General features: G+C 77.4%; 19 protein-coding genes and 1 pseudogene. 11 read left to right on the top strand and 9 right to left on the bottom strand.

Annotation, left to right across the window (positions count from 1 at the left end):
- Window positions 1-26: 26 nt before the first annotated feature.
- Window positions 27-1,118 (bottom strand): NAD(+) diphosphatase, encoded by a 1,092-nt coding sequence (gene nudC / locus BM048_RS14375; protein ID WP_203708977.1) that lies wholly within the window; start codon window positions 1,116-1,118, stop codon window positions 27-29.
- Window positions 1,119-1,272: 154 nt separating this feature from the next.
- Between nudC and BM048_RS14370 the strand changes: the two genes are divergently transcribed.
- On the top strand, window positions 1,273-2,214 hold the full coding sequence (locus tag BM048_RS14370; protein ID WP_090034089.1) for a phosphotransferase: 942 nt from the start codon (window positions 1,273-1,275) through the stop codon (window positions 2,212-2,214).
- A 7-nt stretch (window positions 2,215-2,221) separates the two neighbouring features.
- Here the strand turns inward: BM048_RS14370 and BM048_RS14365 are convergent, their stop codons facing one another.
- The 3 genes from BM048_RS14365 to BM048_RS14355 form a co-directional block, all read right to left on the bottom strand.
- On the bottom strand, window positions 2,222-5,983 hold the full coding sequence (locus BM048_RS14365) for an ATP-dependent helicase (RefSeq protein ID WP_308439551.1): 3,762 nt from the start codon (window positions 5,981-5,983) through the stop codon (window positions 2,222-2,224).
- Window positions 5,980-9,366, bottom strand: coding sequence for a UrvD/REP family ATP-dependent DNA helicase (locus BM048_RS14360; RefSeq protein WP_239079021.1), 3,387 nt, complete (start codon window positions 9,364-9,366; stop codon window positions 5,980-5,982). The genes BM048_RS14365 and BM048_RS14360 overlap by 4 nt, the downstream gene beginning before the upstream one ends.
- Window positions 9,367-9,462: 96 nt before the next feature.
- Window positions 9,463-10,389, bottom strand: coding sequence for a DUF3152 domain-containing protein (locus BM048_RS14355; protein WP_239079022.1), 927 nt, complete (start codon window positions 10,387-10,389; stop codon window positions 9,463-9,465).
- A 168-nt stretch (window positions 10,390-10,557) separates the two neighbouring features.
- Between BM048_RS14355 and BM048_RS14350 the strand changes: the two genes are divergently transcribed.
- Both BM048_RS14350 and BM048_RS14345 read left to right on the top strand, forming a co-directional pair.
- Complete coding sequence (locus BM048_RS14350; protein ID WP_175499558.1) at window positions 10,558-11,394, top strand: TetR/AcrR family transcriptional regulator; 837 nt, start codon at window positions 10,558-10,560, stop codon at window positions 11,392-11,394.
- A gap of 39 nt (window positions 11,395-11,433) precedes the next feature.
- On the top strand, window positions 11,434-11,658 hold the full coding sequence (locus BM048_RS14345; protein WP_090034120.1) for a DUF3107 domain-containing protein: 225 nt from the start codon (window positions 11,434-11,436) through the stop codon (window positions 11,656-11,658).
- Between the two features lie 136 nt (window positions 11,659-11,794).
- On the opposite strand, the gene BM048_RS14340 is transcribed toward BM048_RS14345, so the two are convergent.
- Entirely contained in the window at window positions 11,795-12,760 is a 966-nt protein-coding gene (locus BM048_RS14340; protein WP_090034086.1) for a ferritin-like fold-containing protein, read from the bottom strand.
- A gap of 315 nt (window positions 12,761-13,075) precedes the next feature.
- On the opposite strand from BM048_RS14340, the gene BM048_RS14335 reads away from it, so the two are divergent.
- Window positions 13,076-14,884, top strand: coding sequence for a DEAD/DEAH box helicase (locus BM048_RS14335; RefSeq protein WP_090034085.1), 1,809 nt, complete (start codon window positions 13,076-13,078; stop codon window positions 14,882-14,884).
- Between the two features lie 76 nt (window positions 14,885-14,960).
- On the opposite strand, the gene BM048_RS14330 is transcribed toward BM048_RS14335, so the two are convergent.
- Window positions 14,961-15,581 (bottom strand): MarC family protein, encoded by a 621-nt coding sequence (locus BM048_RS14330; RefSeq protein ID WP_090034084.1) that lies wholly within the window; start codon window positions 15,579-15,581, stop codon window positions 14,961-14,963.
- Window positions 15,578-16,420, bottom strand: coding sequence for a PHP domain-containing protein (locus BM048_RS14325; RefSeq protein WP_090034082.1), 843 nt, complete (start codon window positions 16,418-16,420; stop codon window positions 15,578-15,580). The genes BM048_RS14330 and BM048_RS14325 overlap by 4 nt, the downstream gene beginning before the upstream one ends.
- A 157-nt stretch (window positions 16,421-16,577) precedes the next feature.
- Between BM048_RS14325 and BM048_RS14320 the strand changes: the two genes are divergently transcribed.
- Window positions 16,578-18,194, top strand: a complete 1,617-nt coding sequence (locus BM048_RS14320) for an aminopeptidase P family protein (RefSeq protein ID WP_090034080.1) — start codon at window positions 16,578-16,580, stop codon at window positions 18,192-18,194.
- A gap of 92 nt (window positions 18,195-18,286) precedes the next feature.
- Here BM048_RS14320 and BM048_RS14315 read toward each other — a convergent pair whose 3' ends face one another.
- Window positions 18,287-18,985 carry a YflT domain-containing protein gene (locus BM048_RS14315; protein WP_203708978.1) on the bottom strand — a complete coding sequence of 233 codons (699 nt, stop codon included), beginning with the start codon at window positions 18,983-18,985 and terminating at the stop codon, window positions 18,287-18,289.
- 126 nt (window positions 18,986-19,111) lie between these two features.
- On the opposite strand from BM048_RS14315, the gene BM048_RS14310 reads away from it, so the two are divergent.
- The 6 genes and pseudogenes from BM048_RS14310 (at window position 19,112) to BM048_RS14285 (ending at window position 25,676) form a co-directional block, all read left to right on the top strand.
- Window positions 19,112-20,389 (top strand): magnesium transporter MgtE N-terminal domain-containing protein, encoded by a 1,278-nt coding sequence (locus BM048_RS14310; RefSeq protein WP_090034078.1) that lies wholly within the window; start codon window positions 19,112-19,114, stop codon window positions 20,387-20,389.
- A pseudogene (locus BM048_RS19190) lies at window positions 20,382-20,870 on the top strand (DUF1003 domain-containing protein); the annotation flags it as partial. The gene BM048_RS14310 and the pseudogene BM048_RS19190, both read left to right, overlap by 8 nt.
- Before the next feature lie 265 nt (window positions 20,871-21,135).
- Window positions 21,136-22,386, top strand: coding sequence for an Mrp/NBP35 family ATP-binding protein (locus BM048_RS14300; protein ID WP_275407355.1), 1,251 nt, complete (start codon window positions 21,136-21,138; stop codon window positions 22,384-22,386).
- Between the two features lie 163 nt (window positions 22,387-22,549).
- On the top strand, window positions 22,550-23,599 hold the full coding sequence (locus BM048_RS14295) for a permuted SH3 domain-containing protein (protein ID WP_090034117.1): 1,050 nt from the start codon (window positions 22,550-22,552) through the stop codon (window positions 23,597-23,599).
- Window positions 23,596-24,465, top strand: coding sequence for an ABC transporter ATP-binding protein (locus BM048_RS14290; RefSeq protein WP_090034116.1), 870 nt, complete (start codon window positions 23,596-23,598; stop codon window positions 24,463-24,465). Before BM048_RS14295 ends, BM048_RS14290 begins: the two co-directional genes overlap by 4 nt.
- On the top strand, window positions 24,462-25,676 hold the full coding sequence (locus tag BM048_RS14285) for an ABC transporter permease (protein WP_090034076.1): 1,215 nt from the start codon (window positions 24,462-24,464) through the stop codon (window positions 25,674-25,676). Before BM048_RS14290 ends, BM048_RS14285 begins: the two co-directional genes overlap by 4 nt.
- Before the next feature lie 18 nt (window positions 25,677-25,694).
- Here the strand turns inward: BM048_RS14285 and BM048_RS14280 are convergent, their stop codons facing one another.
- Complete coding sequence (locus BM048_RS14280; RefSeq protein ID WP_090034074.1) at window positions 25,695-26,480, bottom strand: exodeoxyribonuclease III; 786 nt, start codon at window positions 26,478-26,480, stop codon at window positions 25,695-25,697.
- Window positions 26,481-26,485: the final 5 nt, after the last annotated feature.

Genomic DNA, 26,485 nt, shown 5'->3' with positions numbered 1-26,485 from the left:
CGACAGGGCCGACGACTCGCCCGGGGTCAGCCGCCGGTGGACGGGTCCGCCGGCGGCAGGGGCTGCCCGTACCACTCGGCGATGAGCGCGTGCGCGATCGAGGAGCGCCCCGGCAGCACCACGGCGCCGCTGCGCACCGCGGCGGCGAGCTCCTCGCGGCTGAACCAGCGGGCCTGCGTCATCTCAACCCCGTCCGGCACCACCGTCGTCGACGTCGCGCGGGCGCGGTAGCCCAGCATGAGCGACGCGGGGAACGGCCAGGGCTGGCTGCCCCGGTACTCCACCTCGCCGACGTGCACGCCGGTCTCCTCGAGCACCTCGCGCCGCACGGCCGCCTCCGGCGGCTCCCCCGCCTCGACGAACCCCGCGAGCGTCGAGAAGCGGCCCTCGGGCCAGCCGGCCGAGTGGCCGAGCAGCACCCGGTCGTCGGCGTCGACGACCGCCATGATGACGGCGGGGTCGGTCCGCGGGTAGTGCTCCGAGCGGTCGACCGGGCAGCGGCGGGCCCACCCCGCCTGCACGACCTCCGTGGCCGCGCCGCACCGGGGGCAGCGCGGGTGCCGGGCGTGCCAGGCGGTCAGGGCGACCGCCGTCGTCGCCAACCCCGCGTCGCGCGAGCCGAGGCGGGCTCCCACCTCGCGCAGGGGTGCGAACACCGGCTCTCCTGCCGGCACCGCGGGTGCCACGGCGGGTGCCACGGCGGTACCGGCTCGCCCGGCGGCGCCCGCGTCCGCGGCGCGCTCGTCACGTCCGGGGTGCACGCCGTCGTCGGAGCGGTGGACCTCGTCCGGCTCGACGAGGCGCTCGTCGACGCTGAACGAGCGGGCCAGGTGCAGCGTGCCGTCCGCCTCACGGCCCAGGAACAGCCAGGTGGCGGCAGCGCCGTCCGCTGCCGCGCTCCCTCGGACGTCCGTGGCGGGCCGCAGGTCGAGAGCCGCCGCGCCCGCGCCGTCCCCGGACGCCTCGACGACGGGCACGACGGCCACGGCGCCGTCCCGGACGAGGAGGACCCGCGTGGTGGGCGCGGCCAGCGCGTCGGCGACGAGGCCTGGACGGGTGCGCAGGTCGGCGGCGCGGTCGACGGTCGCACGGGACAGGGGGAGCTCGTCGAGGACCACGCCCGACACCGTACGCACCGGTCGGGCACCGGGCGCGCCGCCGCGACCGCCGCCGATGGCAGGTGGTGCCTCCTCCGTGCCCGGCCGGTGCGCGGCCGGACACGCCCCGGGCGGTTGGGGCGCCCCGCGGCGGGCCGCACCTACCCTCGGTGCCATGACCCGCTCGCCGCTCGTCCTCGCCGCGCTCGCCACGGCCGCCGTGCCGGGGCTGGACGTCTGGGACGCGCACCCCGCCGGCTCCGGCTCCGACGACGACGCCGCCGTCGTGGTCGACGCGCGGCGCGGACGCTGGCTGGTCCGGGCGCCGCGCACGGCCGCCGCCGGTGCTGCGCTGGAGGCCGAGGTCGCGCTCCTCGCGGCGCTCGAGGACCACGTGGAGGGCGGCCGGCTGCCCTTCGCCGTCGCCCGGCCGGCCGGCTTCGCCGCGCTGCCCGAGGGCGGCCGCGCGATGGTGCACCGGCAGCTCCCCGGCGCACCGCTGCGGCTCGAGACGCTCACCGCCGGCCCCGGCCTGGCCGCGTCCCTCGGCCGTGCGCTGGCCGCGCTCCACGAGCTGCCGACCGCCGTCGTCGAGCAGCAGGGCCTGCCGGTCTACGACGCCGCCGGCTACCGCGAGCGCCGCCTCGCCGAGGTCGACGAGGCCGCGCGCACCGGGCACGTGCCGCCCACCCTGCTGCGCCGGTGGGAGCGGCTGCTCGAGGACGTGTCGCTGTGGCGGTTCCGCCCGGTGGTCGTGCACGGGGACCTGACGGAGGAGCACGTGCTCGTCCAGGACGGCGCGGTGTGCGGGGTCGTCGGCTGGACGGAGACGAAGGTCGCCGACCCCGCCGACGACCTGTCCTGGCTGCTCGTGGCGGCCCCGCCGGACGCCGTCGACTCCATCCTCGAGGCGTACCTGCTGCGCCGGACGGAGCTCGGCGACCCGCACCTGCAGGACCGTGCGCTGCTGGCGGGCGAGCTGGCCCTGGCGCGGTGGCTCCTGCACGGGGTGCGCACGGGCGACGACGCGGTGGTCCAGGACGCCGTCGCCATGCTGCGCGACCTCGACGCCTCCTGCCGCGAGAGCGAGCCGGTGGCCGAGCCCGTCGCCGGCTGACGGCTCCTCACCCGTCGGAAACCCCTGCACCTGCACCGGGACCGACCGCCCCACCGGCCGCGCTGCGGGTAGCGCCGCCCTCGTCGCCGCCGACCGGCGCGTCGTCGGCGCCGCCAGGCTCCCCGCCCGTCCGTCGCAGGAGGGCGACGAGCTCGTCCTCTCCGAGCAGCCGCTCGGGGAACACCGTGAGCCCCTCCCCGACGTAGCAGAACGCCGCGCGCACGTCCTCGACGGGCGTCCCGGTCCAGCGCGACCACGCGAGCCGGTAGACGGCGAGCTGCAGCTCCCGGTCGGCGCGCGCCTTGGCGTCCGTGGGCGGACGGCCGGTCTTCCAGTCCACGACGACGACGCGTCGGTCCGCGCCGCTCCCCGCGTGCTGCGACTCCGTCCCCGGCAGGCGCTCCGTGTCCGGGAACACGGCGTCGATACGGGAGCGCAGCACGTAGCCGTCGACGCTCGTCTCGATGTCCACCTCCACCGCCAGGGGCGTGCGGGCGGCCCAGGGCGTGGCGAGGAAGGCCGCGCGCAGGGAGGCCTGGTCCGCGTCGACGGCCGGGTCGTCGTCGGCCCCGGGAAGGTCGTCGACGTCGACGAGCGTCGCCCGTCCGTAGTAGGCCTCCACCCACGCGTGGAACTCGGTCCCGGTGCGGGCGGCCGGCGAGGGCTCGACGGGGACGGGCCTGCGCAGGTCCCTCGCGAAGCGGCCGGCGTCGGCCTCGAGGCGCACCAGTGCGGACGCCGAGAGGTGCGGCGGCAGCTCCACCTCGGCCACGGGTGCGGCCGAGCGGGACCGCTCGTCGAGAAGCCTCCCGATGAGCGCGTCGAGGGCTGCGTCGCCGCTGGTCAGGTCGGCGAGCTCCGGGCCCGCGGCGTCCGCCTGCACCAGCACCTGCTGCGCGGCCCGTTCGACCGCCTCCCGGCGCGGGCTGCCGCCGAAGGGGTCGGCCGGCCAGGAGACGGCGGCGGTGAGGTCCTCGCGCGGGTTGCTCGCGTCCGGCTCCGGCTCCGGGGCGCGGTGCACGAGCTCGACCAGCGGCTCCGGCGCCTCGAGGAGCTCGGTGAGGAACGGCGACAGCGCACGCGGCCGCGACCCGTCCCCCCACCAGGCCGCCGTCAGCAGCAGGTCCTCGCGCGCCCGGGTGACCGCCACGTACATGAGCCGCCGCTCCTCCGCCAGCTCGTGCAGGCCGGCCTCCTGGCGGTACGCGTCGAGCCGCGCGTGCAGCTCCGCGGCGTCGGCCGCGCCCACCACGTCGAGCGTCGGCAGGTCCGCGCGGTCGCCCCGCAGCGGTGCCGGCAGGGCGCCCGGGTCCCGGGCCCAGCCCCAGTCGCGCGGCCCCTCCGGACCGAGCGCCTTGACCTTCGGCAGCGTGCCGTCGAGGAGACCGGCCACGACCACCGCGTCCCACTCCAGGCCCTTGGCCCCGTGCACGGTCACGAGCTGCACCGCGCGCGGGTCCGGCGGCGTGACGGGGGCGTCCAGGCCGTCCTCCACCTCCTCGGCCGTCTCGAGCCAGGCGAGGAACGCGCCGAGCGTGGCCTGGTCGGCGGTGCGGGTGAACTCGACCGCGACGTCGCCGAAGGCGTCGAGCGCGGCCCGCGCGAGACCGGGGGTGGTGCCGCCCCGGGCGGCCACCTCCAGGTCGAGCCCGAGCAGCCGCTCGGCCTCGGCCACGAGCTCCGGGACCGTCAGGTAGGTGTGCTGGCGCAGGGTTCGCAGCAACCGGGCGAGCCCGGCGAGCCGCTCCCGGGCGACGGGCGTCAGCCGACGGCCGCCGGGGCCGGTCCACCGCGGCGGCGGGAGCTCGTCGACCGCGTCGACGAGGCTGCGGAGGTCCGCCGCGTCCGCCTCGACCGGTGCGCCCGTCGTCGACGGGCCGGTCGGCGCAGGACCCGTCGGCGCGGGGCCTGTCGTCGGCGTGTCCGTCGGCAGGGCGGCGGGTGCCGCCGGTGCGCCCCGGCCCGCCAGCTCGCGCGCCCACTCGTGCAGCGCGTGCAGGTCGGCCGCGCCCAGGCGCACGTGAGCGCCGGTGAGCAGCCGCACCATGGCGTCGCCGCGCGCCGGGTCGTGGGCGACCTGCAGCGCCGCGACGAGGTCGACGACCTCCGGTGTGCTGAGGAGCCCGCCGAGCCCCACGACCTCCACAGGGACCCCCGCGTCCAGCAGAGCCCGACGCAGGAGCGGGAACTGCGAGCGCCGCCGGCACAGCACGGCGGCGGTCACCGGAGCCCTGCCGTCCTCCGCTCCGGCACCCGTGCCGTTCCCTGTGCCGACCCCTGTGCCGGCCCCCGTGCCGGCGCGCAGGTCGCGCAGGTGCCGGGCCACCGCCGCGGCCTCCTCCTCCACCGTGCCGGCGACGAGCGCGCGGACGCGCCCCTCGCCGGCCCCGGGGCGTGGGACGAGCACCGGCAGGTCGAGGCCGCGCACGCCCGCGCGGAGCGGCTCCGCCACGGCGTTCGCGACGGCGAGGACCGCGCGGTCGTTCCGCCAGGACGTCGACAGCGGGTGCACGTCAGCGGGCCGCAGCGGACCCGGGACGCGTCCGCCCGGTACCCCGGCTCCCGGCGCGACGACGTCCGAGGCGGACGTCGCCCCGGAGGCGCGAGCGGGGAACTCGCCGGGGAAGCGGGCGAGCCCTCCCGCGCTGGCCCCGCGCCAGCCGTAGATGGACTGGTGGGGGTCGCCGACGGCGGTCACGGCGTGGCCACCGCCGAACAGGGCGCGCAGGAGCCGGACCTGGGCGTAGGACGTGTCCTGGTACTCGTCGAGCAGGACGACCCGGTACCGCGCCCGCTCACCCGCGGCGACCGGCTCGAACGACTCCGCGAGGCGCGCGGCCAGCGCGATCTGGTCCCCGTGGTCGATGGCGTCGGCACGTCGCTTGCGGGCGCGGTAGTCGGCGACGAGGTCGAGCAGCCGGCCCCGCAGCTCGAGGCTCTGGAGCACCTCGAGCGCCTCCTTGCGCAGGGGCCGCGGCCGGCCCTTGCCGGTCGGCGCCGTGGGCGGGGTCGCGGCGAGGCCCGCCGCCAGCGCCTGCACCTGCGCCCGCGCGACGGCCGGGTCGAGGAGGTGCTCGTCGAGCGCCCCGGACAGCGCGAGCACCGCGCGGACCACCGTGGAGGTCGCGCGGTCGGTGTCGAGGTCGCCCGCCCACGCCTCGACGGTCTCGCTGGCGAGCTGCCACTGGGACGCCTCGCCCAGCAGCCGCGCGGTGGGCTCGAGCCCCAGGCGCACGGCGTGGTCCGCGACGACGGACGCGGCGTAGGCGTTGTACGTCGACACCACCGGACGGTCGAGGTCCGCCAGCCCCACGGCACCGCCACCACCCGCACCGCTACCACCCGCACCGCCGCCGTCCGTGCCGCCGCCCGCGCCCCCGCTGCCGGCGGGCACGGCCGGCTCCAGCCCCGCGGCCCGCAGCGCCAGGCGCAGCTGGCGCAGCCGCTGGCGCACGCGCAGCGCGAGCTCTCCCGCGGCCTTGCGCGTGAACGTGAGCCCGAGGACCTCCTCGGGCGCGACGAACCCGTTCGCGACCAGCCAGACGACGCGACCGGCCATCGTCTCGGTCTTCCCCGAGCCGGCACCCGCCACGACGAGCGCCGGGGCGAGCGGTGCCTCGATGACGCGCCGCTGCTCCGGGGTCGGCGGGTGCTGGCCGAGCAGGTCGGCGACCTCGAGCGCGGTCAGGCGCGCCGCGGCGGCGTCGGCGACCAAGCCCGGTGCGGCCGGCATGCGCCCCGCGCCGGGGGACGTCGTCGTGGTCGTCACCCGGCCACCTGCGCACCCTCGGGGCGTGCGGGGCAGGAGCGGCGCACGGGGCACCGGTCGCAGCGCCGGTTGACGGCGGCGTCGAAGGCGGAAGCGGCCATGCGCTCCGCGACCTCGTCGACGAGGGCACGGGACCAGGCGGGGTCCTCCGCGTCGGCCAAGGGCTGCTGGTCCCGGCACGTCGGCGCGGCCGAGCCGTGCGCCAGGTGGACGAGGCGGGCCCCCGCGGACGGGGCACCGGGCGGCACGTCGGGGACGGCGCCGGCGTCGAGCGCGAGCTGGTAGGCGCCGAGCTGCGGATTCACCGCGGCCTCCGCGGCGGTCGGCACGGCCGACCCCGTCTTGAGGTCCACCACCCGCACGCTGCCGTCGGCGAGCTGCTCCACCCGGTCGATGGTCCCGCGCACCACGGCGCGGTCGGTCTCGACCCGGAACGGCGCCTCCACCGCGACGGGCGTGCCGCCGTCCCGCAGGTAGGCCGCCAGCCGCTCGACCATGCGCTCCGCCTTGCGCCGCGTCGCCAGCGCCGGCCAGCCCGAGCCGAGCCCGAGCTCCTCGAACCGTGCGTCGAGCGCCGCCGCGAGCTCCGCGTGCGTCCCGCGCGGGTGGTCCTGCGCGATGGCGTGCACGAGCGTCCCGAGCGACTGCTGCCCGGAGTCACCGGCGGTCCCGCCGGCGCTCTCCAGCGCCCACCGCAGGGCGCACGTGTGCGCGGTCTCCAGCCGGCTCGGGGAGACCGGGACGCGCTCCCCGGGCGCCCACAGCGGCGCGTCGGAGGAGACGGCCGCCCGTCCGGCCCAGCCCGCCGGGTCGGCGCCGGCGACGCCGTGGGCGGCCAGCCGCGCGAGCGCACGGGCCGCGACGGGGTCCTCGGCCCCCGCAGCCGCGGCCTCCTCGAGGCGTCGCCGCAGCCGTGCGACGACCCCGCGCAGGTCCCAGGGCGAGGGCGCGGAGGTGACGCGGACGTCCTTCTCCTCGGACCCGGCGTCGTCGCCCGGGGCCGGCGGCTGCACGAGGTCCAGGAGCGGGGACGGCTGGTCGTCCGGCCCGCTGACGGCCGTCACGAGCAGGGTGCGGCGCGCGCGGGAGCACGCGAGCGCGAAGGAACGCAGCTCGTCGCCGAGCACCGCGGCGCGCGCCGCCGCCGGGTCGGTGGCGGCGGTGGCACGGCCCGCGAGGTGGTCGACGAGCGCCTGCGCGCCCAGGAGCGAGTCGCGCAGCCGCAGGTCGGGCCATACCCCGTCCTGCACCCCCACCACGACGACGACCTCCCACTCGCGTGCCGATGCACCGGCGGGCGTGAGCACGGACACCGCAGCGCGACGCCCCCGCGCCGCGAGCGAGTCCGCGGGCAGGTCCTGCGCCACGAGCCAGTCGGTGAAGGACGCGGGCGGGCTCTGCGGCATGCGCTCGACGAAGGTCTCCGCCGCACGGAAGAGCGCGACGACCGCGTCCAGGTCCCGGTCCGCCCGCTCGGCGGCGACGCCCCCGCCCAGCGCGGCCGCGCGCCACGTCTCGGCCAGTCCCGCGGCCTCCCACACCGCCCACAGCACGGTCCGGGCGTCCGCGTCCGGGCGCGCCGCCTCCCTGGCGCCCGCGGCCAGCACGGCCGCCACGCGCAGGACCGGCCGCGTCACCGTGGACGGCAGCGCCAGCACCGTGCCCGGCTCGAGCAGCGCCTCGACGAGCAGCGCGTCGCTCGACCGGCCACCACCGGCGGCCAGCTCCTCCGCCCGCAGCGCACGCCGCAGACGACGCAGCCCGACGGCGTCGACGCCGCCGAGCGGCGACTGCAGCAGGCGCGCGGCGGTGTCGGCGTCGAGGGGATCGGCCCCGAGGGCGACCCGCGTGGCCTCCAGCAGCGGACGGACCGCCGGCTCCTCGCGCAGGGGGACGTCCGCGCCCAGCACGGCCACCGGCACCTGACCCGCGACCAGCGCGCGCCGCAGGGCCGCGACCCGGGCCCCCGTCGGCGCCACGACGGCCATCTCCTGCCACGGCACGCCGTCCTCGTGGTGGGCCGCGCGCAGCGCGTGCACCACCCAGGCGGCCTCCTGCGCCGCGCTGGGGAGCACCGCCGCCCGCACGAGGCCCGCGTCGGCGGCCGGCCCGGCGCTCGTCCCGGCGGCTGGGACCACCCCTCCGGTCCCACTCGTGGTCGACCTCGTCGCCGTGCTCGTCGCCGTGCTCGTGGCCGACGGGGCCGCGCGGTGCGCCGCGACCCCGGCGGTGGGCACCCGCTCGGTGACCCGCTGCACCACGGCGCGCACGGCGGCCCCGTGCCGCCACACCTGGGGCAGGACCAGGGTCGTCGCGCCCAGCTCACCGGCTGCGCCGCCCGCCACGGCGGCCCGCCCGACGAGCGAGGGCAGGGCACCGCGGAACGTCTGCACCGCGATGTCGGGGTCGCCGGCCAGGACGACGCGCGCCCCGTCCGCCGCGAACCGCGCGAGCAGCTGTGCCGTCGCGGCCGTGCTCTCCTGGTGGTCGTCGACGAGGACGAGGCGGCGACGGGGGGCCGCCACGCCGGGCACCTCCCGCGACCAGCGCGCGAGAGCCCGCGCCGCCTCCGCCACGACGGCCGCGGGGTCGAAGCGAGGACCCAGGTCCGGTGTGCCGGACCGCAGCTCCAGCACGTCGAGGTACTCCTCGTGGACCGCCGCGGCCGCCTCCCACTCGGGCCGGCCGAGCCTGCGGCCGAGGGCCGCGAGGTCCGCCGGCCCGAGCCCGCGCTCGGCGGCCCGCATGAGCAGGTCCCGCAGCTCGTCCCGGAACGCGCGGACCCCCGCGGGCTCCGCAGGCACACCCGTCGGCCAGGGCACGCGTCGTCCCTCGCCGGCGGCGTGCCCCTCCAGCAGCTCGGCGATGACGAGGTCCTGCTCGGGCCCGCTGACGAGCGTCGGCGGGCGCTCGCCGAGCGCGGCGGCCCGCGCACGCAGCACGGCGAACGCCGCGGCGGCGGGGGTCTGCACCAGCGGCCGGCCCGCGGTGCCGCGCAGCCGGGCCGCGAGCCGGTCCCGCAGGTCGGCCGCCGCGCGCCGCGTGGCCGCCAGGACGAGCAGCTCCTCCACGGGCAGGCCGGCGGCCACCGCCGCGACCGCCGCCTCGAGCAGGACCGTCGTCCGGCCGCTGCCGGGCGCGCCGAGCACCAGCAGGTGCCCGGCGCCGGCGTCCGTCACCCCCGCCACGACGCGGTCGGCGACCTCCTGCTGCACGGGGTCGAGCACGACGGGCGCCCCGGGCCCGGAGACGGGCCCGTCCGCGAGCGCGGGCCGCACCAGCCGCACCAGCCGCACCGCCCGCGTCCCGCCCGGCGCGCGCACGGTCCCCGCGCCGCCCGCCTCCCCCGCCGCCGTGGGGCGGTCCTCCACCGTCGCTGTCACGCGGACGATCCCAGCACACCCCACCGACACGCCCCGCACCGGCACCCCGGCCATGCGGACGGGACCACGACGTCCCCGCTCAGGACACCCCGGAGGTCAGCCCGGGAAGGGCCAGGCGTTGGCGGTGCACGGTGCCACGCCGAGGGTCTGCTGCTGCATGACGGGCGCCACCTGCCCCGCGCCGGGGCACGTGCGGTGACCGTGGCCCAGCAGGTGCCCGACCTCGTGGTTGACGAGGTACTGCCGGTAGACGGTCCGGTCGGCGAACTCCGGCGTGGCCAGCACCCACCGCCGCCAGTTGAGGACGGCGGCGCCGGCGCGCCCGCAGGAGACCTGCCCACCCGTGTCGAGCGGCGCGCACAGCGCATCGGTGAGGTCGGGGCTGGCCAGCACCACGCGCAGCTCGGCGGCGCCGTCCGTGCGCACGAACGTCGTCGAGCCGTCACCGCCCCAGGAGCGTGGGTCCGCCAGGGTCTGCATGACGAACTGCGCGAAGGTCGCCCCGTCGACCGCCAGGCCCGCCTCGACCTCGACCCTCACGGTTCGGACGCGCGCGCCCGGACCGGCGTCAGGACCGGCCGCACCGGACCCGGGGACCACCTCGAGCGCGCCGGTGGCGACCTCGGGCACCTCCGTGCCGGTCAACCCGGCGGCGAGGTCCGCGGCGTCGAGACCCTCGGGGAGCACGCCGAGGTCCGGCGGCTGCACGAGCGGCTCCTGGACGAGCGGCGCGGCGGTCACGGGCGCCGATCCGATCTCGTCCTGCGCGCCGTCCTGCGCGCCGTCCTGCACGCCGTCCTGCACGCCGTCCTGACCGGTGGTCGTGGGCGCCGCGCCGGCGTCGGCCGCCGCGACGGCACGGGCGGTCCGGGGGGCCTCGTCGCCCCCGCCGACGAGGCCCGACCCCACAGCGAGGCCCGCGACGAGGGACAGCCCGACGACGGCCGCCGCCACGACCGGTCGCGGCCCGTCGCCCACCGGTGGGGGCACCAGGGGCCGACGGGCGGGGAGGGGTCGGAGCACGACCCCATGCTCGCACCCGCACCCGCACCCGCACCCGCACCCGCACCCGCACCCGCACCCGCACCCGCACCCGCACCCGCACCCGACGGCGCACGCGCAGGTGCTGGGCCGATCAACTGCCCGTCCGGAGGCTCCCGCCGGCCCCCACGCAGGCCGTACCATCGCGCCGTGGACGCGCTCGCGGGTACCGGAACGGACCCGGGCACGAGCACGAGCACGGGCACGACTCCGGGCACGAGCACGGGCGCCACCGCGGCCGCCCCCGTCCCGACGGTCACCGGCGAGGTCCCGCGCATCCGCGGTCAGCGCCTCGCGCGCGACGAGCGCCGCACGCAGGTGCTCCAGGTCGCGCAGGAGCTCTTCTCGCGCGAGGGCTACCACCACGTCTCGATGGACGACATCGCCGATCGCGCCTGCGTCGGCAAGCCCGTGCTCTACCGCCACTTCCCGTCGAAGCTCGACCTGTACCTCGCCGTCGTCGACCAGCGCGGCGAGGAGCTGCTGCGCACGGTCGAGCTCGCGCTCACCGCGCTGGGGCCCGCACCCGTGCCCGCCGACGGGGGACGCCAGGTCGTGCACGCCGTCGTGCACGCGATCTTCGCCTTCGTCGACGTGGCCGGCGAGTCGTCGAGCCTGCTGTTCGAGTCGGACGTGCGGCACGACCCGGGCGTCCGCGAGCGGGTGGAGAGCGCCTCCCTCCAGGTGGCGCAGCGGGTGGCGGCGGCCCTGGAGGCGACGGCGTCGCTCACCCCCGCCCAGGCGCGCCTGGCCTCCGTCGCGCTCGTCGCCCTGGCCCGGGGGGCGGCCACGCACCGGTTGCGCAGCCCGGACGGCCTCGGCCCCGACGAGGCGGTCGAGCTCGTCACGGCGCTGTCCTGGGACGGGGTGCTCGGGGTCGCGCGTCCCGCGCCGTCGGGCGCCGTCGCGGGGGTCCCCGCGAGCACCGCCGGTGCCCTGCCCGGCGCTGTCGGGGCCGGCGGGCAGGGCGTGCAGGTGGCGGGATAGGGTCGCCGTGCTCGACCTGATCATGAGGAGACGATGACGGTGGACATCACCATCGGTGTGCAGAACCTGCCCCGCGAGCTCGTGCTCGAGTCCGACCAGTCGGCGGACGCGGTGGCCGCAGCGGTCACCGAGGCGCTCGGCGGCGGCGCGACGCTCGAGCTCACCGACAGCAAGGGACGGCGCGTGATCGTCCCGACGAGCGCGATCGGCTACGTGGAGATCGGCACGGAGACCAAGGGGCGCGTGGGCTTCGGCTCCATCTGACCCCTGCTCCGGCCGCGGAGGCCGACGAGGAGGGCCCTGCACGGCGCGCCGTGCAGGGCCCTCGTCACGTCACCGGTGCCGGGCCTGTCGCCCTCCTGGCGTCCGTCCACGCCGCCGCCGTGTGGGACGGGCGCGCTCAGGCCGTGAGGCCCAGCCGCGTCATGCGGCGCGTGTGCTCGGCGGTCAGCTCCCCGAAGATCCCCGCCGTGGCCTCCGCCGTGGCCGGGTCGACGGAGGCGGGCACGGGGACGGCCGCCGGGCGGCGGCGGTGGAGGCCGAAGCGACGGCCGTGGCCCCCGCTCTCCGGGGCAGCCACCGAGGCGGCCACCGGGGACGCCACCGCGAGCGGGGCCGCAGGCGCCGCGACGACCGGCACGCCGGGCGCCGTCGCGTCGCGCCCGGTGCGTCCCGTGGCGGTGCGGGCACCGGGCCGCTCGGCGATGAGCCGCGCCAGCGTCGGGTGCTCGACGACGAGCCGCTGCACGGTGCCGAGCGCCTCGCCCACCAGCCGACGGCCCCACAGGGCGAGACGGGCGGCCAGCACGTCGTTGCCGGCCCCGGCGGCGTCCAGCTCGGCCACCGCGAGCTCGGCGTGCGACGCGTCCTGCAGCACCTCGAGGACCAGCTCACGTGAGCGCTCGTCGAGGCCGGCCGCCGCGAGGCGGCAGAAGTCGTCCGCCACGCCGTAGCCCACGTACACCTTGAGCAGGCGCTCCCACCACGAGGACGGCGTCGTGCGGGCGTCGAAGTCGTCGAGCATGTGCTCGTAGGGGCGCATCGCGTCGACCGGGTCCCCGCCGAGCTCCGTGACCCGCGTGAGCACCCGGTCCCGCCGCGCGACGGCCTCGACCGCGAGGCGCGACAGCTGCAGGCTCTGTTCGAGGCTGGGGGCGACCGCAGCGTCCGCCGCGAGCCGGGCGAAGGACTCGTGCTCGAGCTCGGCGACGAGGCCGAGGAGCGCGATCGCGTCGGCCGCGGAGCAGCCGTCGTCCGTCGGGGCCCCGGCACCCGGGCGGCCCGCGGCCCGGGCGTCCGGGTCGGCCGCGGCCGTGGTGGCGGCGCGGGACGTGGCGGTGTCCGGCCGGCGGGGCGTCGACGTCATCCGGGCATCGTAGTGCGGGCGCTGTCACGCCGCCCACATCCGCAGGCCGGTGCGCGGTCCCGTCGGCTACGCTGGCCGTGTTATCGGTTGCCCGGTCGTCCCCCCGTCGAAGCTCCACCGGTCCGAGGGGTGGGGACACCCGCCCGGACCACCTCGTGCCCGCCCCACCGGCGGAGCAGCGCGAGCGACCTCCGCGATCGGCTGCCGCCAGCCGTGGCGACCGCCCGGCCGGCGCCGAGACCGCGCACGGCCACCACGGCCGGCGGACGCGGTCGGCGCCCGCCCGGCGGAGGCCCTCAGCAGACGAGAGCACGCGTGACCACCCAGACGAGCACGACCGGCGCCGACGCGCCCACCCCCGACGAGACCCCCACCCCCGAGAGCGCCACCCCCGAGAGCGCCACCCCCGAGAGCGCCACCGTCACCACCGAGGCCGACGCGCACGCGCGCTCCTCGCTCACCTCCTACAGCTCGGTGCAGGCGGTCGACGCCTCCTTCGCGGACTTCGACGTCCGCCCGGAGATCGTCGCCGCCCTGGCCGACGCCGGCATCACCCGGCCCTTCCCCATCCAGGCCATGACGCTGCCCGTGGCGCTGGCGGGCCACGACATCATCGGCCAGGCGAAGACCGGTACCGGCAAGACGCTGGGCTTCGGCGTCCCGCTGCTGCACCGCGTCGTCGCGCCCGGCGAGGACGGCTACGACCGCCTGCCCGCGCCGGGCAAGCCGCAGGCGCTCGTCGTCGTGCCGACGCGCGAGCTCGCCGTCCAGGTGGCCGGCGACCTGGCGACGGCCTCGTCGCGCCGGTCCGTCCGCGTCGTGCAGGTCTACGGCGGGCGCGCCTACGAGCCGCAGATCGAGGCGCTGCAGCGCGGCGCCGACGTCGTCGTCGGGACGCCCGGCCGCATGATCGACCTGCTCAACCAGCGTCACCTCGACCTGTCCCGCGTGGTCGAGGTCGTCCTCGACGAGGCCGACGAGATGCTCGACCTGGGCTTCCTGCCCGACGTCGAGAAGCTCCTGGGCGCCACTCCGGCCAGCCGGCACACGATGCTGTTCTCCGCGACGATGCCCGGCGCGGTCGTCGCCATGGCCCGCCGCTACATGACGCAGCCGACGCACATCCGCGCCGCCGCGCCGGACGACGACGGCCAGACCGTCAAGAACATCGCGCAGGTCGTCTACCGGGCGCACGCGCTGGACAAGGTCGAGCTGCTGGCCCGCATCCTCCAGGCGCGCAAGCGCGGCCTGACGATCGTCTTCGCGCGCACGAAGCGGACCGCGGCCAAGGTGGCCGACGAGCTCGTCGAGCGCGGGTTCGCCGCCGGCGCCCTGCACGGCGACCTCGGCCAGGGCGCCCGCGAGCAGGCGTTGCGCGCGTTCCGCCACGGCAAGGTCGACGTGCTCGTCGCCACGGACGTCGCGGCGCGCGGGATCGACGTCGAGGACGTCACGCACGTCGTGAACTACCAGTGCCCCGAGGACGAGAAGACCTACCTGCACCGCACCGGCCGCACGGGCCGCGCGGGGCACACGGGCACCGCCGTCACCTTCGTCGACTGGGACGACATCCCCCGCTGGGGCCTCATCGACAAGGCGCTGGGCCTCGGCATCCCCGAGCCCGTGGAGACCTACTCCTCCTCGCCGCACGTCTACGCCGAGCTCGACATCCCCGCGGGCACCACGGGGCGCCTGCCGAAGGAGCAGCGCACCCGCGCCGGCCTGCAGGCCGAGGCGCTCGAGGACCTGGGCGAGACCGGCAAGCGCGGCGGCGGGGCCGGCGCCCAGAGCGGTCGCGAGCCCCGTCGTGAGGGCGGGCGGGAAGGCGCGCGCGAGGGCGGGCGTGACGCGGGCCGCGGGCGCGACGAGCGCGGCGGCGGCCGGGGCCGGTCCGGGCGCGGCGAGGGCCGCGCGCGGGACGCGGCCGCGGACGGCCCGACGACGCTCGACGCGCCCGGGGTGACGGCCGGGGCGGGCGACGGCGCGACCGCGACCGGGCCGCGCGAGGAGGGCGACGCCCCCCGCCGCCGGAGCCGCAACCGCCGGCGCACCCGCGGCGGCCGTGACGGCGCTGCGGGCGCACCGGCGTCCGGCGAGCCGGCACCGGCGGCCCCGGAGGCCTGACCGGCGCCCACGAGGGCGCACCGCGACGGCGCCGACCCACGACGGGTCGGCGCCGTCACCGTCCCCCGTGCCGGCCTCAGCCCTCCGTGACGAAGGCGCGCACCGCGTCGGCGACGAGCTGCACGGCGATCGCCGCGAGCAGCAGACCCGCGATGCGGGTCACGAGGGTCGTGCCCGACTCCCCCAGCACCCGGTGCACCGCGCCGGCGAACCGCATGGCCAGGTACAGGCACAGGTGCACGCCGAGGATGCCCAGCGCGATGACGACCCAGTCCCACGTCTGCTCGGCCTGCTGGACGAAGACCATCGTCGCGACGATGGCGCCGGGCCCCGCCAGGAGCGGCGTCCCGAGCGGCACCAGCGCCACGTTGACGCGCCCGGCCGCCGCCGGCTGCGGCTCCTCCGCCTTGCCCGTGAGCAGCTCCATGGCGACGACGAGCAGCAGCAGGCCCCCCGACCCCTGCAGGGCGGCCAGCGAGATGTGCATGTAGGACAGCAGGCCCTGCCCGAACACGGCGAAGGCGACGACGACGCCCAGCGCCACGAGCACCGCCTGCCGGGCGGCCCGCGAGCGCTCGGCCCGTGTCATCGTCCCCGTCAGCGCCAGGAAGATCGGCACGGTCCCGGGCGGGTCCATGATGACGAACAGCGTGATGAAGACGGACAGCAGCAGCTGGGCGTCGAACGCCCCCGTCACGGCCGGACCACCGGCAGCCCTCCCTGCTCCTCGACGGCGGCGACGACCTCCGGGGCCGTCAGGTGCTCCCCCAGCCGGTTGACCTTGCCCGTGCCGTGGTAGTCGCTGGACCCCGTGACGAGCAGGCCGAGCCGCGCGGCGATCGCGGACAGCCGCGCGACCTGGGCCGGGGTGTGGTCGCGGTGGTGCACCTCGACGCCGGCCAGCCCGGCGCCGGCGAGCTCGTCGAACACGGCGTCGGGGATGACCCGGCCCCGGGCGTCGGCGCCCGGGTGCGCGAGCACGGGGACGCCGCCGGCGGCGCGCACGAGCGCGACGGCGCGTGCCGTGGGCGGCGCGTGGTGCGGGACGAAGTAGGGCCCGCGGGCGCTGAGCAGCCGCGCGAAGGCGGTGTCCCGGTCGGGCACCACCCCGGCGGCGACGAGCGCGTCGGCGATGTGCGGCCGGCCGAGGGCGACGTTGCCGACGGACTGCGCCTCGACGTCCGCCCAGGTGATGGGCAGGTCGCGGGAGAGGAGGTCCACCATCGCGCGGGCCCGGCCGTCGCGGGCGGCCCGGGTCCGGGCGAGCTCCGCCGCGAGCGCGGGGTGCTCCGGGTCGTGCAGGTAGCTGAGCAGGTGCACGCTCACGTGGCCCGACAGCGTGGAGACCTCCGTGCCGCGGACCAGCGCGACGCCCGAGCGACGGGCCTCGTCGGCGGCGGCGTCCCAGCCGGCGGTCGTGTCGTGGTCCGTGAGGGCGACGACGTCGAGGCCGGCCGCCGCGGCGGCCCGCACCACCTCCGCGGGGGTCTGCGTGCCGTCCGACGCGGTCGAGTGGGTGTGGAGGTCGGCACGCACCGGGCCCAGGGTAGTGCCGCCCGCGGGCGTCCCCGCCCCGGCGTCCCCACGCGGGCGTCCCCACGCGGGCGTCCCCGCCCCGGCGTCCCCACGCGGGCGTCCCCACGCGGGTGTCGCCACGCGGCCGCCGCGCGGGTGCTGCGCGGATACTGGGGCCATGACGGAACCCCTCGAGCCCACCGCACGGACGACCGCTCCCGCCGGTGGCGGCGCGACCCCCGTCGCCGTCCCCGACGCCACCACCCCGGCCGAGCCGTCCGACCCCCAGACGCTGGCGGACCGGGGGTCGAACCGCTCGCAGAAGCCGCGGTCCGCGGCCTTCGCGGCGTACATGACGTCGGGGTGGGCGCCGCGGGAGCCGCGCACGGTCGAGCCCTCGCCCGCGGCCCCCTTCGCGGCCGCCCGGCGCGAGGCCCTCGCGGCGCTGTTCCCCGGCGAGCGGCTCGTCGTGCCCGCCGGCACGCTCACGGTCCGGTCCAACGACACCGACCACCGCTTCCGCCCGCACTCGGCCTTCGCCCACCTCACCGGGCTCGGCGGCGAGCAGGAGCCGGACGCCGTGCTCGTGCTGCACCCCGTCGCCGACGAGGAGGGCGCCGGCAGCGGGTCCGGCAGCGGGTCCGGCAGCGGCCACCGCGCCGTCCTCCACGTCCGCCCGCTCGCGGGCCGCGACACCGACGAGTTCTTCTCCGACGCCCGCTCCGGCGAGTTCTGGGTCGGCGCCCGCCCGACGCTGGAGGAGGTCGCCGCCCTGACGGGCATCACGACCGCGGACCTCGACGAGCTGCGCGACGCCCTCGCCAAGGACGTCGGCCCCGACGGCGTCCGGCTGCGGGTCGTCACGGGCGTCGACCCGGCGGTCGACGCCGTCGTCGCCGAGATCCGGGGCCAGGAGGAGGCGGGCGAGACGGACGCCCGCCTCGCGGAGGCCCTCTCCGAGCTCCGGCTCGTCAAGGACGAGCACGAGGTGGCCGAGCTGCGCCGGGCCGTCGACGCCACGGTCGAGGGCTTCGAGAAGATCGTGCGCGCGCTACCGGCCGCCACGGCGCACCGGCGCGGCGAGCGGGTGCTCGAGGGCACCTTCCTCGGGCACGCCCGGCAGGAGGGCAACGCCGTCGGGTACGAGACCATCGCCGCGGGCGGCGAGCACGCGACGACCCTGCACTGGACCGACAACGACGGCAGCGTCCGTGCGGGCGAGCTCGTGCTCGTCGACGCCGGGGTGGAGGTGGACTCCCTCTACACCGCGGACGTGACCCGCACGCTGCCCGTCGACGGGCGCTTCACCGACGTCCAGCGGCAGGTGTACCAGGCGGTGCTCGACGCCGCGGACGCCGCCTTCGCCGCCGCGCGGCCGGGCGTCCGGTTCGGCGACGTGCACGCCGCCGCCATGCGCGTCATCGCCGACCGGCTCGCGGCGTGGGGCCTGCTGCCGGGCACCGCCGAGGAGTCGCTCGACCCGGACGCCCAGCACCACCGCCGCTGGATGGTGCACGGCACCAGCCACCACCTCGGCCTCGACGTGCACGACTGCGCGCTGGCCCGCAAGGAGATGTACCTCGACGCCGAGCTGCGGCCCGGCATGGTGTTCACGATCGAACCCGGCCTGTACTTCAAGTCCGACGACCTGCTGGTGCCCGAGAGGTTCCGCGGCATCGGCGTGCGGATCGAGGACGACGTGCTGGTCACGGCGGACGGCGTCGAGAACCTGTCGGCGGCGCTGCCGCGCGAGCCCGACGACGTCGAGGCGTGGATGGCCCGGCTGCTCGGCTGACGCGGCGCGCGGCCCGGGCGCAGCCGGGCGCCGGCCCCTGCCTGGGGCCGGCGCCCGGCTCGGCGCTGCGTCAGCTCTGCGTCAGCCCTGGGTCAGCCCTGCGGGGGCTGCGGCGGCTGCTGGGGCTGGGGCTGGGGCTGGGGCTGGGGCGCGCCCCAGGGCTGACCGGCCTGCGGCTGCCCGGGCTGCGGCTGGGCGGGCTGGTGCGCGGGCTGGTGCACGGGCTGCTGGACCGGCTGGTGCACGGCCTGCGGCCGCGGCGCCGGCGGCGCGACAGGCGCGGACTGGGGGCGGCCCCAGCCCGACTGCACCCCGCCGACCTCGGCGAGGAGCTGGCGGGCCTGGTGCGCCTTCTCCTCCCGGCACAGCACGGAGTACGTCGTGGCGACGATCTGGCTCGACGAGGTGAAGTCCCGCCGGCCGCCGGTGAACGCGTACGCGACCACCGCGAACAGCAGCCCGAAGGCCCCACCGATGAGCAGGCCGGCCAGCACGGTCACCCCGAGCCCATCGCCCGCCAGCAGCCCGATGAGCAGGCCGAACGAGATGCCGAACCAGGCGCCGGAGGCGAACCCGCTCAGCGCCACGCGGGGGTAGGTCAGCCGGCCCATCACGCGCTCGACCATGCGCAGGTCGGTGCCCACGATCGTCACGAGCTCGACCGGGAACTCCTTGTCCGACAGGTGGTCCACCGCCTTCTGCGCCTCGAGGTACGTCGCGTACGACGCGACCGTCTCGCCCTGCGGCAGGGTCGGGGTGCGGGGGCTGCGGGTGTTGCCGGAGAGGGACATGCGTCCATCATCCCCGCGCGGGGGCCGCCCGTCCTGGTGATGGGGGGAACCCGCAGCGAACCCGGAGCGGACGCCCAGCCCGCTCCCAGGCGGGGCGGGCGCGCCGGCGACGTCTAGGCTGACGGCGTGAGCGGCGTCGGGACCCCTGTGTTCGTCGCGCGCCTGGCCGGGACCGCGGTGTTCGACCCCATCGGGGACCAGGTCGGCCGCGTGCGCGACGTCGTGGTCCTCATCCGCGAGAAGCGTGCGCCGCGCGCCGTCGGCCTCGTCGTCGAGGTGCCGGGACGGCGCCGCGTGTTCCTCCCCCTGACGCGCGTGACCTCCATCGAGCCCGGACGGGTCATCTCCACCGGTCTGCTCAACATGCGCCGCTTCGAGCAGCGGGCGATCGAGACGAGCGTCGTCGGGGAGCTGCTGGACCGGACCGTCGACATGGTGGACGGGTCGGGGCAGGTCACCGTGGAGGACGTCGCCATCGAGCGGCAGCGCAACGGCGACTGGGAGGTGCGGCGGCTGTCGGTGCGGCGGCAGGGCGGCGGGTCGGGGCTGCTGCGGCGGCGCGGCGAGACGCTCGTCGTCGACCACCACGCCGTGCGCGGGCTCGGCGGGCGGGCGCCGGTCCAGGGCACGCAGTCGCTGCTCGCGCAGTTCAGCGACCTCAAGCCCGCCGACCTGGCGGACCGCCTGCACGACCTGGGCATCACCCGCCGCCTGGAGGTCGCCGCGGCCCTCGACAACGACCGCCTGGCGGACGTCCTGGAGGAGCTGGGCGAGGACGACCAGGTCGCGATCCTCGCCGACCTCGGCGTCGAGCGCGCCGCCGACGTCCTCGAGGCGATGGAGCCCGACGACGCCGCCGACCTGCTGGGCGGGCTGCCCGACGAGCAGGCCGCGCAGCTGCTGGCCCGGATGGAGCCGGAGGAGGCCAAGGACGTGCGCCGCCTCCTGGCCTACGAGGACAACACCGCCGGCGGCCTCATGACCACCGACCCGGTGATCCTCGGCCCGGAGACGCCCATCGCCGCCGCCCTGGCGCACGTGCGCCGGCAGGACCTGACGCCGGCGCTCGCCTCCATGGTCTTCGTCGTGCGCCCGCCGCTCGAGACGCCGACGGGGCGGTTCATCGGCGTGGTGCACCTGCAGCGGATGCTGCGCGAACCGCCGCACGAGTCCATCGGCACGATCGTCGACAGCGACATCGAGACGGTCACCGCCGACGCCCACCTGCAGTCCGTCACGCGCCGCCTGGCCACGTACAACCTGCTCGCGCTGCCCGTCGTGGACGCCGAGCGGCGGCTGCTCGGGGCGGTCTCGGTCGACGACGTCCTCGACCACCTGCTGCCCGAGGACTGGCGCGAGACGGACGAGACCTTCTACCCGGTGCGCGCGGTGCGTCGTGGCTGAGCGCCTCGACACGCCCCGCAGCACGCGGCGGCCGCTCCTGCCGCGCCCGCGCCTGGACCAGGACACGAGCGGCAAGGTCTCCGAGTCCATCGCGCGGTTCCTCGGCACGCCGACGTTCATCCTCTGGCTGACGCTGTTCTGCGTCGTCTGGCTGCTGTGGAACTCCCTCGCCCCGGAGGACCTGCGCTTCGACCGGGCGGCCAACGGCTTCACCGCGCTGACGCTCATGCTGTCCCTGCAGGCCTCCTACGCCGCGCCCCTCATCCTCCTCGCGCAGAACCGTCAGACGGACCGCGACCGGGTGCAGGCCGACCTCGACCGCACGCGCGCCGAGCGCAACCTCGCCGACACGGAGTTCCTGGCCCGGGAGGTGGCGGCGCTGCGCATCGCGCTCAACGAGGTCGCGACCCGCGACTTCGTCCGCTCCGAGCTGCGCAACCTGCTCGAGGACCTCCTCGCGGACGACGAGGGCGACGAGGAGGGCGACGAGGACGCCGGTCGCGGCGAGGGGCGCGGCGAGGGGCGCAGCAGGGGCGAGGGCCGCAAGGGCGAGGGCCGCAAGGGCGAGGCGCGCAAGGGCGAGGCACGCAAGGGCCGTGGCCGCCGGCGCCGGCAGGAGCCCGGGACCGCCACCACCGCCGTCCCCGTCGTGCCGGAGGAAGCACCGCGCGCGGCGGCGGCGCCCGCGGAGGACGTGGCCGGGGGTCCCACGGGAGGGTCCTCCGTCGCCACCTACGATGGGACCCGTGCCCGACCCTCGTCCCGCTGACCCCGTCGACGTCCGCCGCGACGTCCGCCGCGACGTCCGCCGCGACGTCCCCGACCAGGGGACGACGCCCTCCGCCGGCCCGTCGTCGGACGCCCTCGTCGACGCCGTCCGCGCCGCGCTGGGCGCCGTGCAGGACCCCGAGATCCGCCGGCCGATCACCGAGCTCGGCATGGTCCGGTCGGTCGAGGTGGCCGGGTCGGGCCCGGACGGCGCGCACGTCGTGGTCGGCGTGGACCTCACCGTCGCCGCGTGCCCGCTCAAGGACACCCTGACGCGCGACGTGACCGCCGCCGCGCTCGGCGTCGCGGGGGTCGCGTCCGTCGACGTCGCGCTCGGTGCCATGAGCCCCGAGCAGCGCGCGGAGCTGCGCGCCCACCTGCGCGGCGGCACCGCCGAGCCGGTCATCCCCTTCGCGCAGCCCGGCTCGCTGACGAAGGTCTACGCCATCGCGTCCGGCAAGGGCGGGGTGGGCAAGTCGACCGTGACGGCGAACCTCGCGGTCGCGCTCGCGCAGGAGGGCCTGCGCGTGGGCGTCGTCGACGCCGACATCCACGGCTTCAGCCTGCCGCGCATGCTGGGCGTGGACCGCGCGCCGACGCGGGTGGACGACATGCTGCTGCCGCCCGTCGCGCACGGGGTCAAGGTCGTGTCCATCGGGATGTTCGTGCCCGCGGGTCAGCCCGTCGTGTGGCGCGGACCGATGCTGCACCGCGCGCTGCAGCAGTTCCTCGCGGACGTGTTCTGGGGCGACCTCGACGTGCTGCTGCTCGACCTGCCGCCCGGCACCGGCGACATCGCCATCTCCGTGGCGCAGCTCCTCCCGACGAGCGAGATCGTCGTGGTCACCACGCCGCAGCCGGCGGCCGCGGAGGTCGCCGCCCGCGCCGGCTCGGTCGCCGTGCAGACCCGGCAGCGGGTCGTCGGCGTCGTCGAGAACATGTCCTGGCTCGAGCAGCCGGACGGCACGCGCCTCGAGCTCTTCGGCAGCGGCGGCGGGCGTCAGGTCGCCGACGAGCTGTCCCGCCTGACGGGGACCGACGTCCCGGTGCTGGCGCAGGTGCCCCTCGACGTCCCCGTGCGGGAGGCCGGCGACGCCGGCGTGCCCGTCGTCGCGGCGCACCCCGGCGGCCCGGGGGCGCAGGCGCTGCGCGGGGTCGCGACCGCGCTCGCCGGCCGTCGCCGTGGTCTGGCCGGGCTCTCGCTGGGCCTGACGCCGGCGGGTCGCTGACACGGTGCCGCCGTCCTCCCCCGGTGGGGCGGGGCCGCGGCAGCACGTGAACCACAGTCGTGCAACTCGGGGGCCGAATCTCCTCCTGCGGGACGATGCCGGCCGCTAGGGTCGCGTGGTCGGCTGGGGGGCAGCCGGCCCCCGACCCGAGAGGCGCACCACCGTGGGTGTCACCCGTCGCATCGTCTTCCCCGCCCTGCGCCTGGTCATCTGGGCGGTCATCGCCGTCGCGCTCGTGCGCATCGCGTTCAGCGGAGCCGAGCTGCAGACGGCGGAGGACCCGCTGGTCCCCGGCGGCCAGCTCGTCGAGCCCACCGTCGAGGTCGCCACCGGGACCGTCGTCAACACGGTGAAGGTCGCCGGGTCGGTCGTGGCCGACCCGGCCGTCCCCGTGAAGTCCACGGCGGCCGGGACCGTCGCCAAGCTCCTGGCGACGGACGGCGTCGGCGTCGGGCCCGATGCCGGGATCGTGCAGATCCGGACGGAGACGCCGCAGGAGCCGGTCGTCACGACCGACCCCACCACCGGGGAGCAGACCGTCACCGAGCGCGCCCCGAAGGTCACGACGACGACGATCACGGTGCCCGTCGGCGGGACCCTCACGCTGCCGGTGCTCGTCGGGCAGGAGGTCGCCATCGGGGACGTCGTCGCGAGCGTCACCCCCGGCACCCTGTCGGTCACGGGCACGCTCACGCCCGAGCAGCAGTACCGCCTCGTCAACGCCCCGACGGAGGCCCAGGTCACGCTCAAGGGCGGGCCCGCGCCGTTCACCTGCACCGGAATGCGGATCGGCGCCGCGGCCGGCGGCACCGGGACCGGCACGGACGCCGGCGGCGCCGGCACGGGCGTCGCGACGAGCCCCGACGGCACGACGGCGTCCGGGACCGTCACGTGCGCCGTGCCCGCCGGCGTCACCGCGTTCGCCGGCCTCGGCGCGGACCTGGAGATCACCAACGGGCAGGCCGACGGCGTCGTCGTCCCCGTGACCGCCGTGCAGGGCTCGGTGCAGAACGGCAACGTCTGGGTCGTCACGGACGCGGCCCCGGAGGGCGAGCTGCGGCAGGTCGCCCTCGGGCTCACCGACGGCGAGATGGTCCAGGTCACGGGTGGCCTGGAGCCCGGCGAGCACGTGCTGCAGTTCATCCCGGTGGCCGACGCGGCCGTCGACTGCGCCGACCCGTCGCAGTACGACCCGGCGGTGTGCGGCGGATGAGCGCGCTCCTGGAGCTGACCGGCGTCACGCGCTCGGTCCTGCTGCCCGACGACCGACGCCTGCACATCCTGCGCGGCGTGGACCTGGCGGTCGACACGGGCGAGCACGTGTCCGTCGTCGGGCGCTCCGGCACCGGCAAGTCGACGCTGCTCAACATCCTCGGGCTGCTCGACTCCCCCACCGAGGGCCAGTACCTGCTGGACGGCGTGCCCATCGGCCGGCTCTCGTCGCGCACCCGGACGAAGCGGCGCGGGCGCGACTTCGGCTTCGTCTTCCAGCAGTTCAACCTGCTGCCGGGGCGCACCGCGCTGGAGAACGTCGTCGCGCCGCTCATGTACGCGCCGGGTCGCCAGTTCTGGCGGCGCACCTCGCTGGCCGCCGCGATGCTCGAGCGCGTCGGCCTGGGCGACCGGTTGGAGACGATGCCGGAGAAGCTGTCCGGCGGTGAGCAGCAGCGCGTCGCCATCGCCCGCGCCCTCGTGCGCGGCCCGCGCGTCATCCTCGCCGACGAGCCCACCGGCGCCCTCGACGTCGAGACGGGCGCCAGCGTCATGGACCTGCTCGACGAGGTCGCCGCCGACACCGGGGCGGCGCTGGTCACCATCACGCACGACCTGTCCGTGGCCGCGCGCGCCCAGCGCTGCTACCGGCTGGCCGACGGCGTGCTCGTCCCCGTGAGCCTCGGCGAGCCGGGGCGCGTCACCGAGTGGGTCGGCGACGTGCCGGTGGACCTGGCCGAGCGCACGCACGACGCGTCCGGGCGCAGCCTGCCGCCGGTGCTCGCGCCGTCGGTGCCCGCCGCGCCGCCGGCAGCGGCACCGGATGCCGCCCGCACCGAGGTCACGAGCCCGGTGGTCGGACCGTGACCGGCCTCGTCAGCACCGTCGTCGAGGCGTGGCAGGAGCTGCGCATCCACCGGCTGCGCGTGCTGCTCGCCCTCGTGGGCGTCGCCGTGGCCGTCACGGCCATCACCGGGGTCACCGCGGCGGTGGCGATGCTCAAGCAGGCCTTCGCCGAGCAGACGGACCGGCAGTCCGGCCGGCAGGTCACGCTCATGGTGAGCGCGTGGTCGATGACCGGCGCCACGACCGAGGAGGACAACGCCCGCGTCGACGCCGCCTACGCCGAGACCCTGGCCCGCTACGGGCTCACCTGGTCGACGCGGGACCTGTGGACGGGCGCGCCCATCCGCTTCCCCGGCAGCGGCGTGCAGGACATCGGCGTGCGGGCCGTCGACCCGGCGGCCGGGGTCCTGCAGCGCATCCCGATCACCGAGGGCCGGTGGTTCACGGCCGCCGACGCGCAGGCCTACGCGCCGACGCTGGTGGTCAACGAGGCCTTCCTCGACCGCGTCGGGGCCCGCGTGGCGGACCACCCCACCGTCCTGCTGGGCCGCACGGACCCGGTGCGCGCCACGGTCATCGGCGTCATGGACGAGGGGTACGAGAACCCCGAGCCGTTCGCGATGGTCCTCTACGACCAGCTCGCGCACTGGTACGGCACCGCCAACCCGGCCTGGGGCGGCGGGCCGCCGACCCTGTCCGTGTGGGTGCCCGCCGACATGGCCGACGAGCTGGGCGCCCGGATCTCCCGCGACATGGCCGCCGCCGTGCCGGGCCTGCAGGTGGACGTCAGCGACAACCGCGGCTGGGGCGAGACCTTCGACATCGACGGCGCCGCCCGTTGGGTGGGCATCGGGGTCGGCGCCTTCGCGCTGCTGCTCGGCGGCCTCGGCCTGGTGAACATCGCGCTCGTGACCGTCCGCTACCGCATCCGCGAGATCGGCATCCGCCGGTCCTTCGGCGCCACCTCGGGGCGGGTGTTCTTCGGCGTGCTCATGGAGTCGGTCGTGGCGACCGTCGTCGCCGGAGCGGTCGGCGTGGTGCTCGCCGTGGCGATCATCAAGTCCGTGCCGGTGGACCGCGTGTTCGGCGGGGCCATCCAGGAGATGCCGCCGTTCCCGGTGTCGGCCGCGCTCGTCGGCATGGCGGCCGCGACGGGCGTCGGTGCCCTGGCGGGCCTCATCCCGGCCGTCGTCGCGGTCCGCGTCAAGGTCATCGACGCGATCCGCTACTGACCCGTCAGGGCACGACCTCTACAGGTCGTACTCCACGACGAGCGGGGCGTGGTCGGAGAAGCGCTCCGCGTAGGTCGCGGCCCGGTCCACCTGCGCGCGGACGGCCCGGCGGGCGAGATCCGGCGAGCCGAGCTGGTAGTCGATCCGCCACCCGGCGTCGTTGTCGTACGCCTTACCCCGCCAGGACCACCACGTGTACGGCCCCGGCCCCGGCCCGCCGAGGTCCCGGCCCAGGTCGCGCCAGCCGAGGTCGTCGAACCACCGGTCCAGGTACGCGCGCTCCTCGGGCAGGAAGCCCGCGCTCTTCAGGTTGCCCTTCCAGTTCTTGAGGTCCACCTCCCGATGGGCGATGTTGAGGTCGCCGCCGACGAGCGCCGTCGCGTCGGCCAGCTGCGCCATCCGGACGGTCACGACCTCGAGGTAGGCGTACTTCTCGTCGAGCGACGGGGTCCCGACGGTCGCGGAGTGCAGGTACGCCGAGACGACGGTGAGGGCGCCGCCGGGCGCCTCGAGGTCGGCCTCGACCCAGCGCCCGGCGTCCCCGGGGACGTCGGTGCCCAGCCCCACGCGCACCGCGGTGAAGGGCAGCCGCGACGCCACCGCGACGCCGGCCCGCCCCTTCGCCGCGCCCTCCTCGTGCACGAGGTGCCAGTCCCCCGGCAGGTGCTCGGTCAGCACCTCGTCGGACCCGCGCACCTCCTGGAGGAGCAGCACGTCGGGCTTGCGCTCGTCGAGCCAGAGGCCCATGCCCCGGCGGGCGGCGGCACGGATGCCGTTGACGTTCACGGTGGCGACGGTCAGCACCCGGA

This window comes from Cellulomonas marina, from assembly GCF_900111925.1.
GTDB classification, from domain to species: domain Bacteria; phylum Actinomycetota; class Actinomycetes; order Actinomycetales; family Cellulomonadaceae; genus Cellulomonas; species Cellulomonas marina.
Note: the sequence above shows the minus strand (reverse complement) of the source record. Positions and strands in the feature narration are given on the sequence as shown.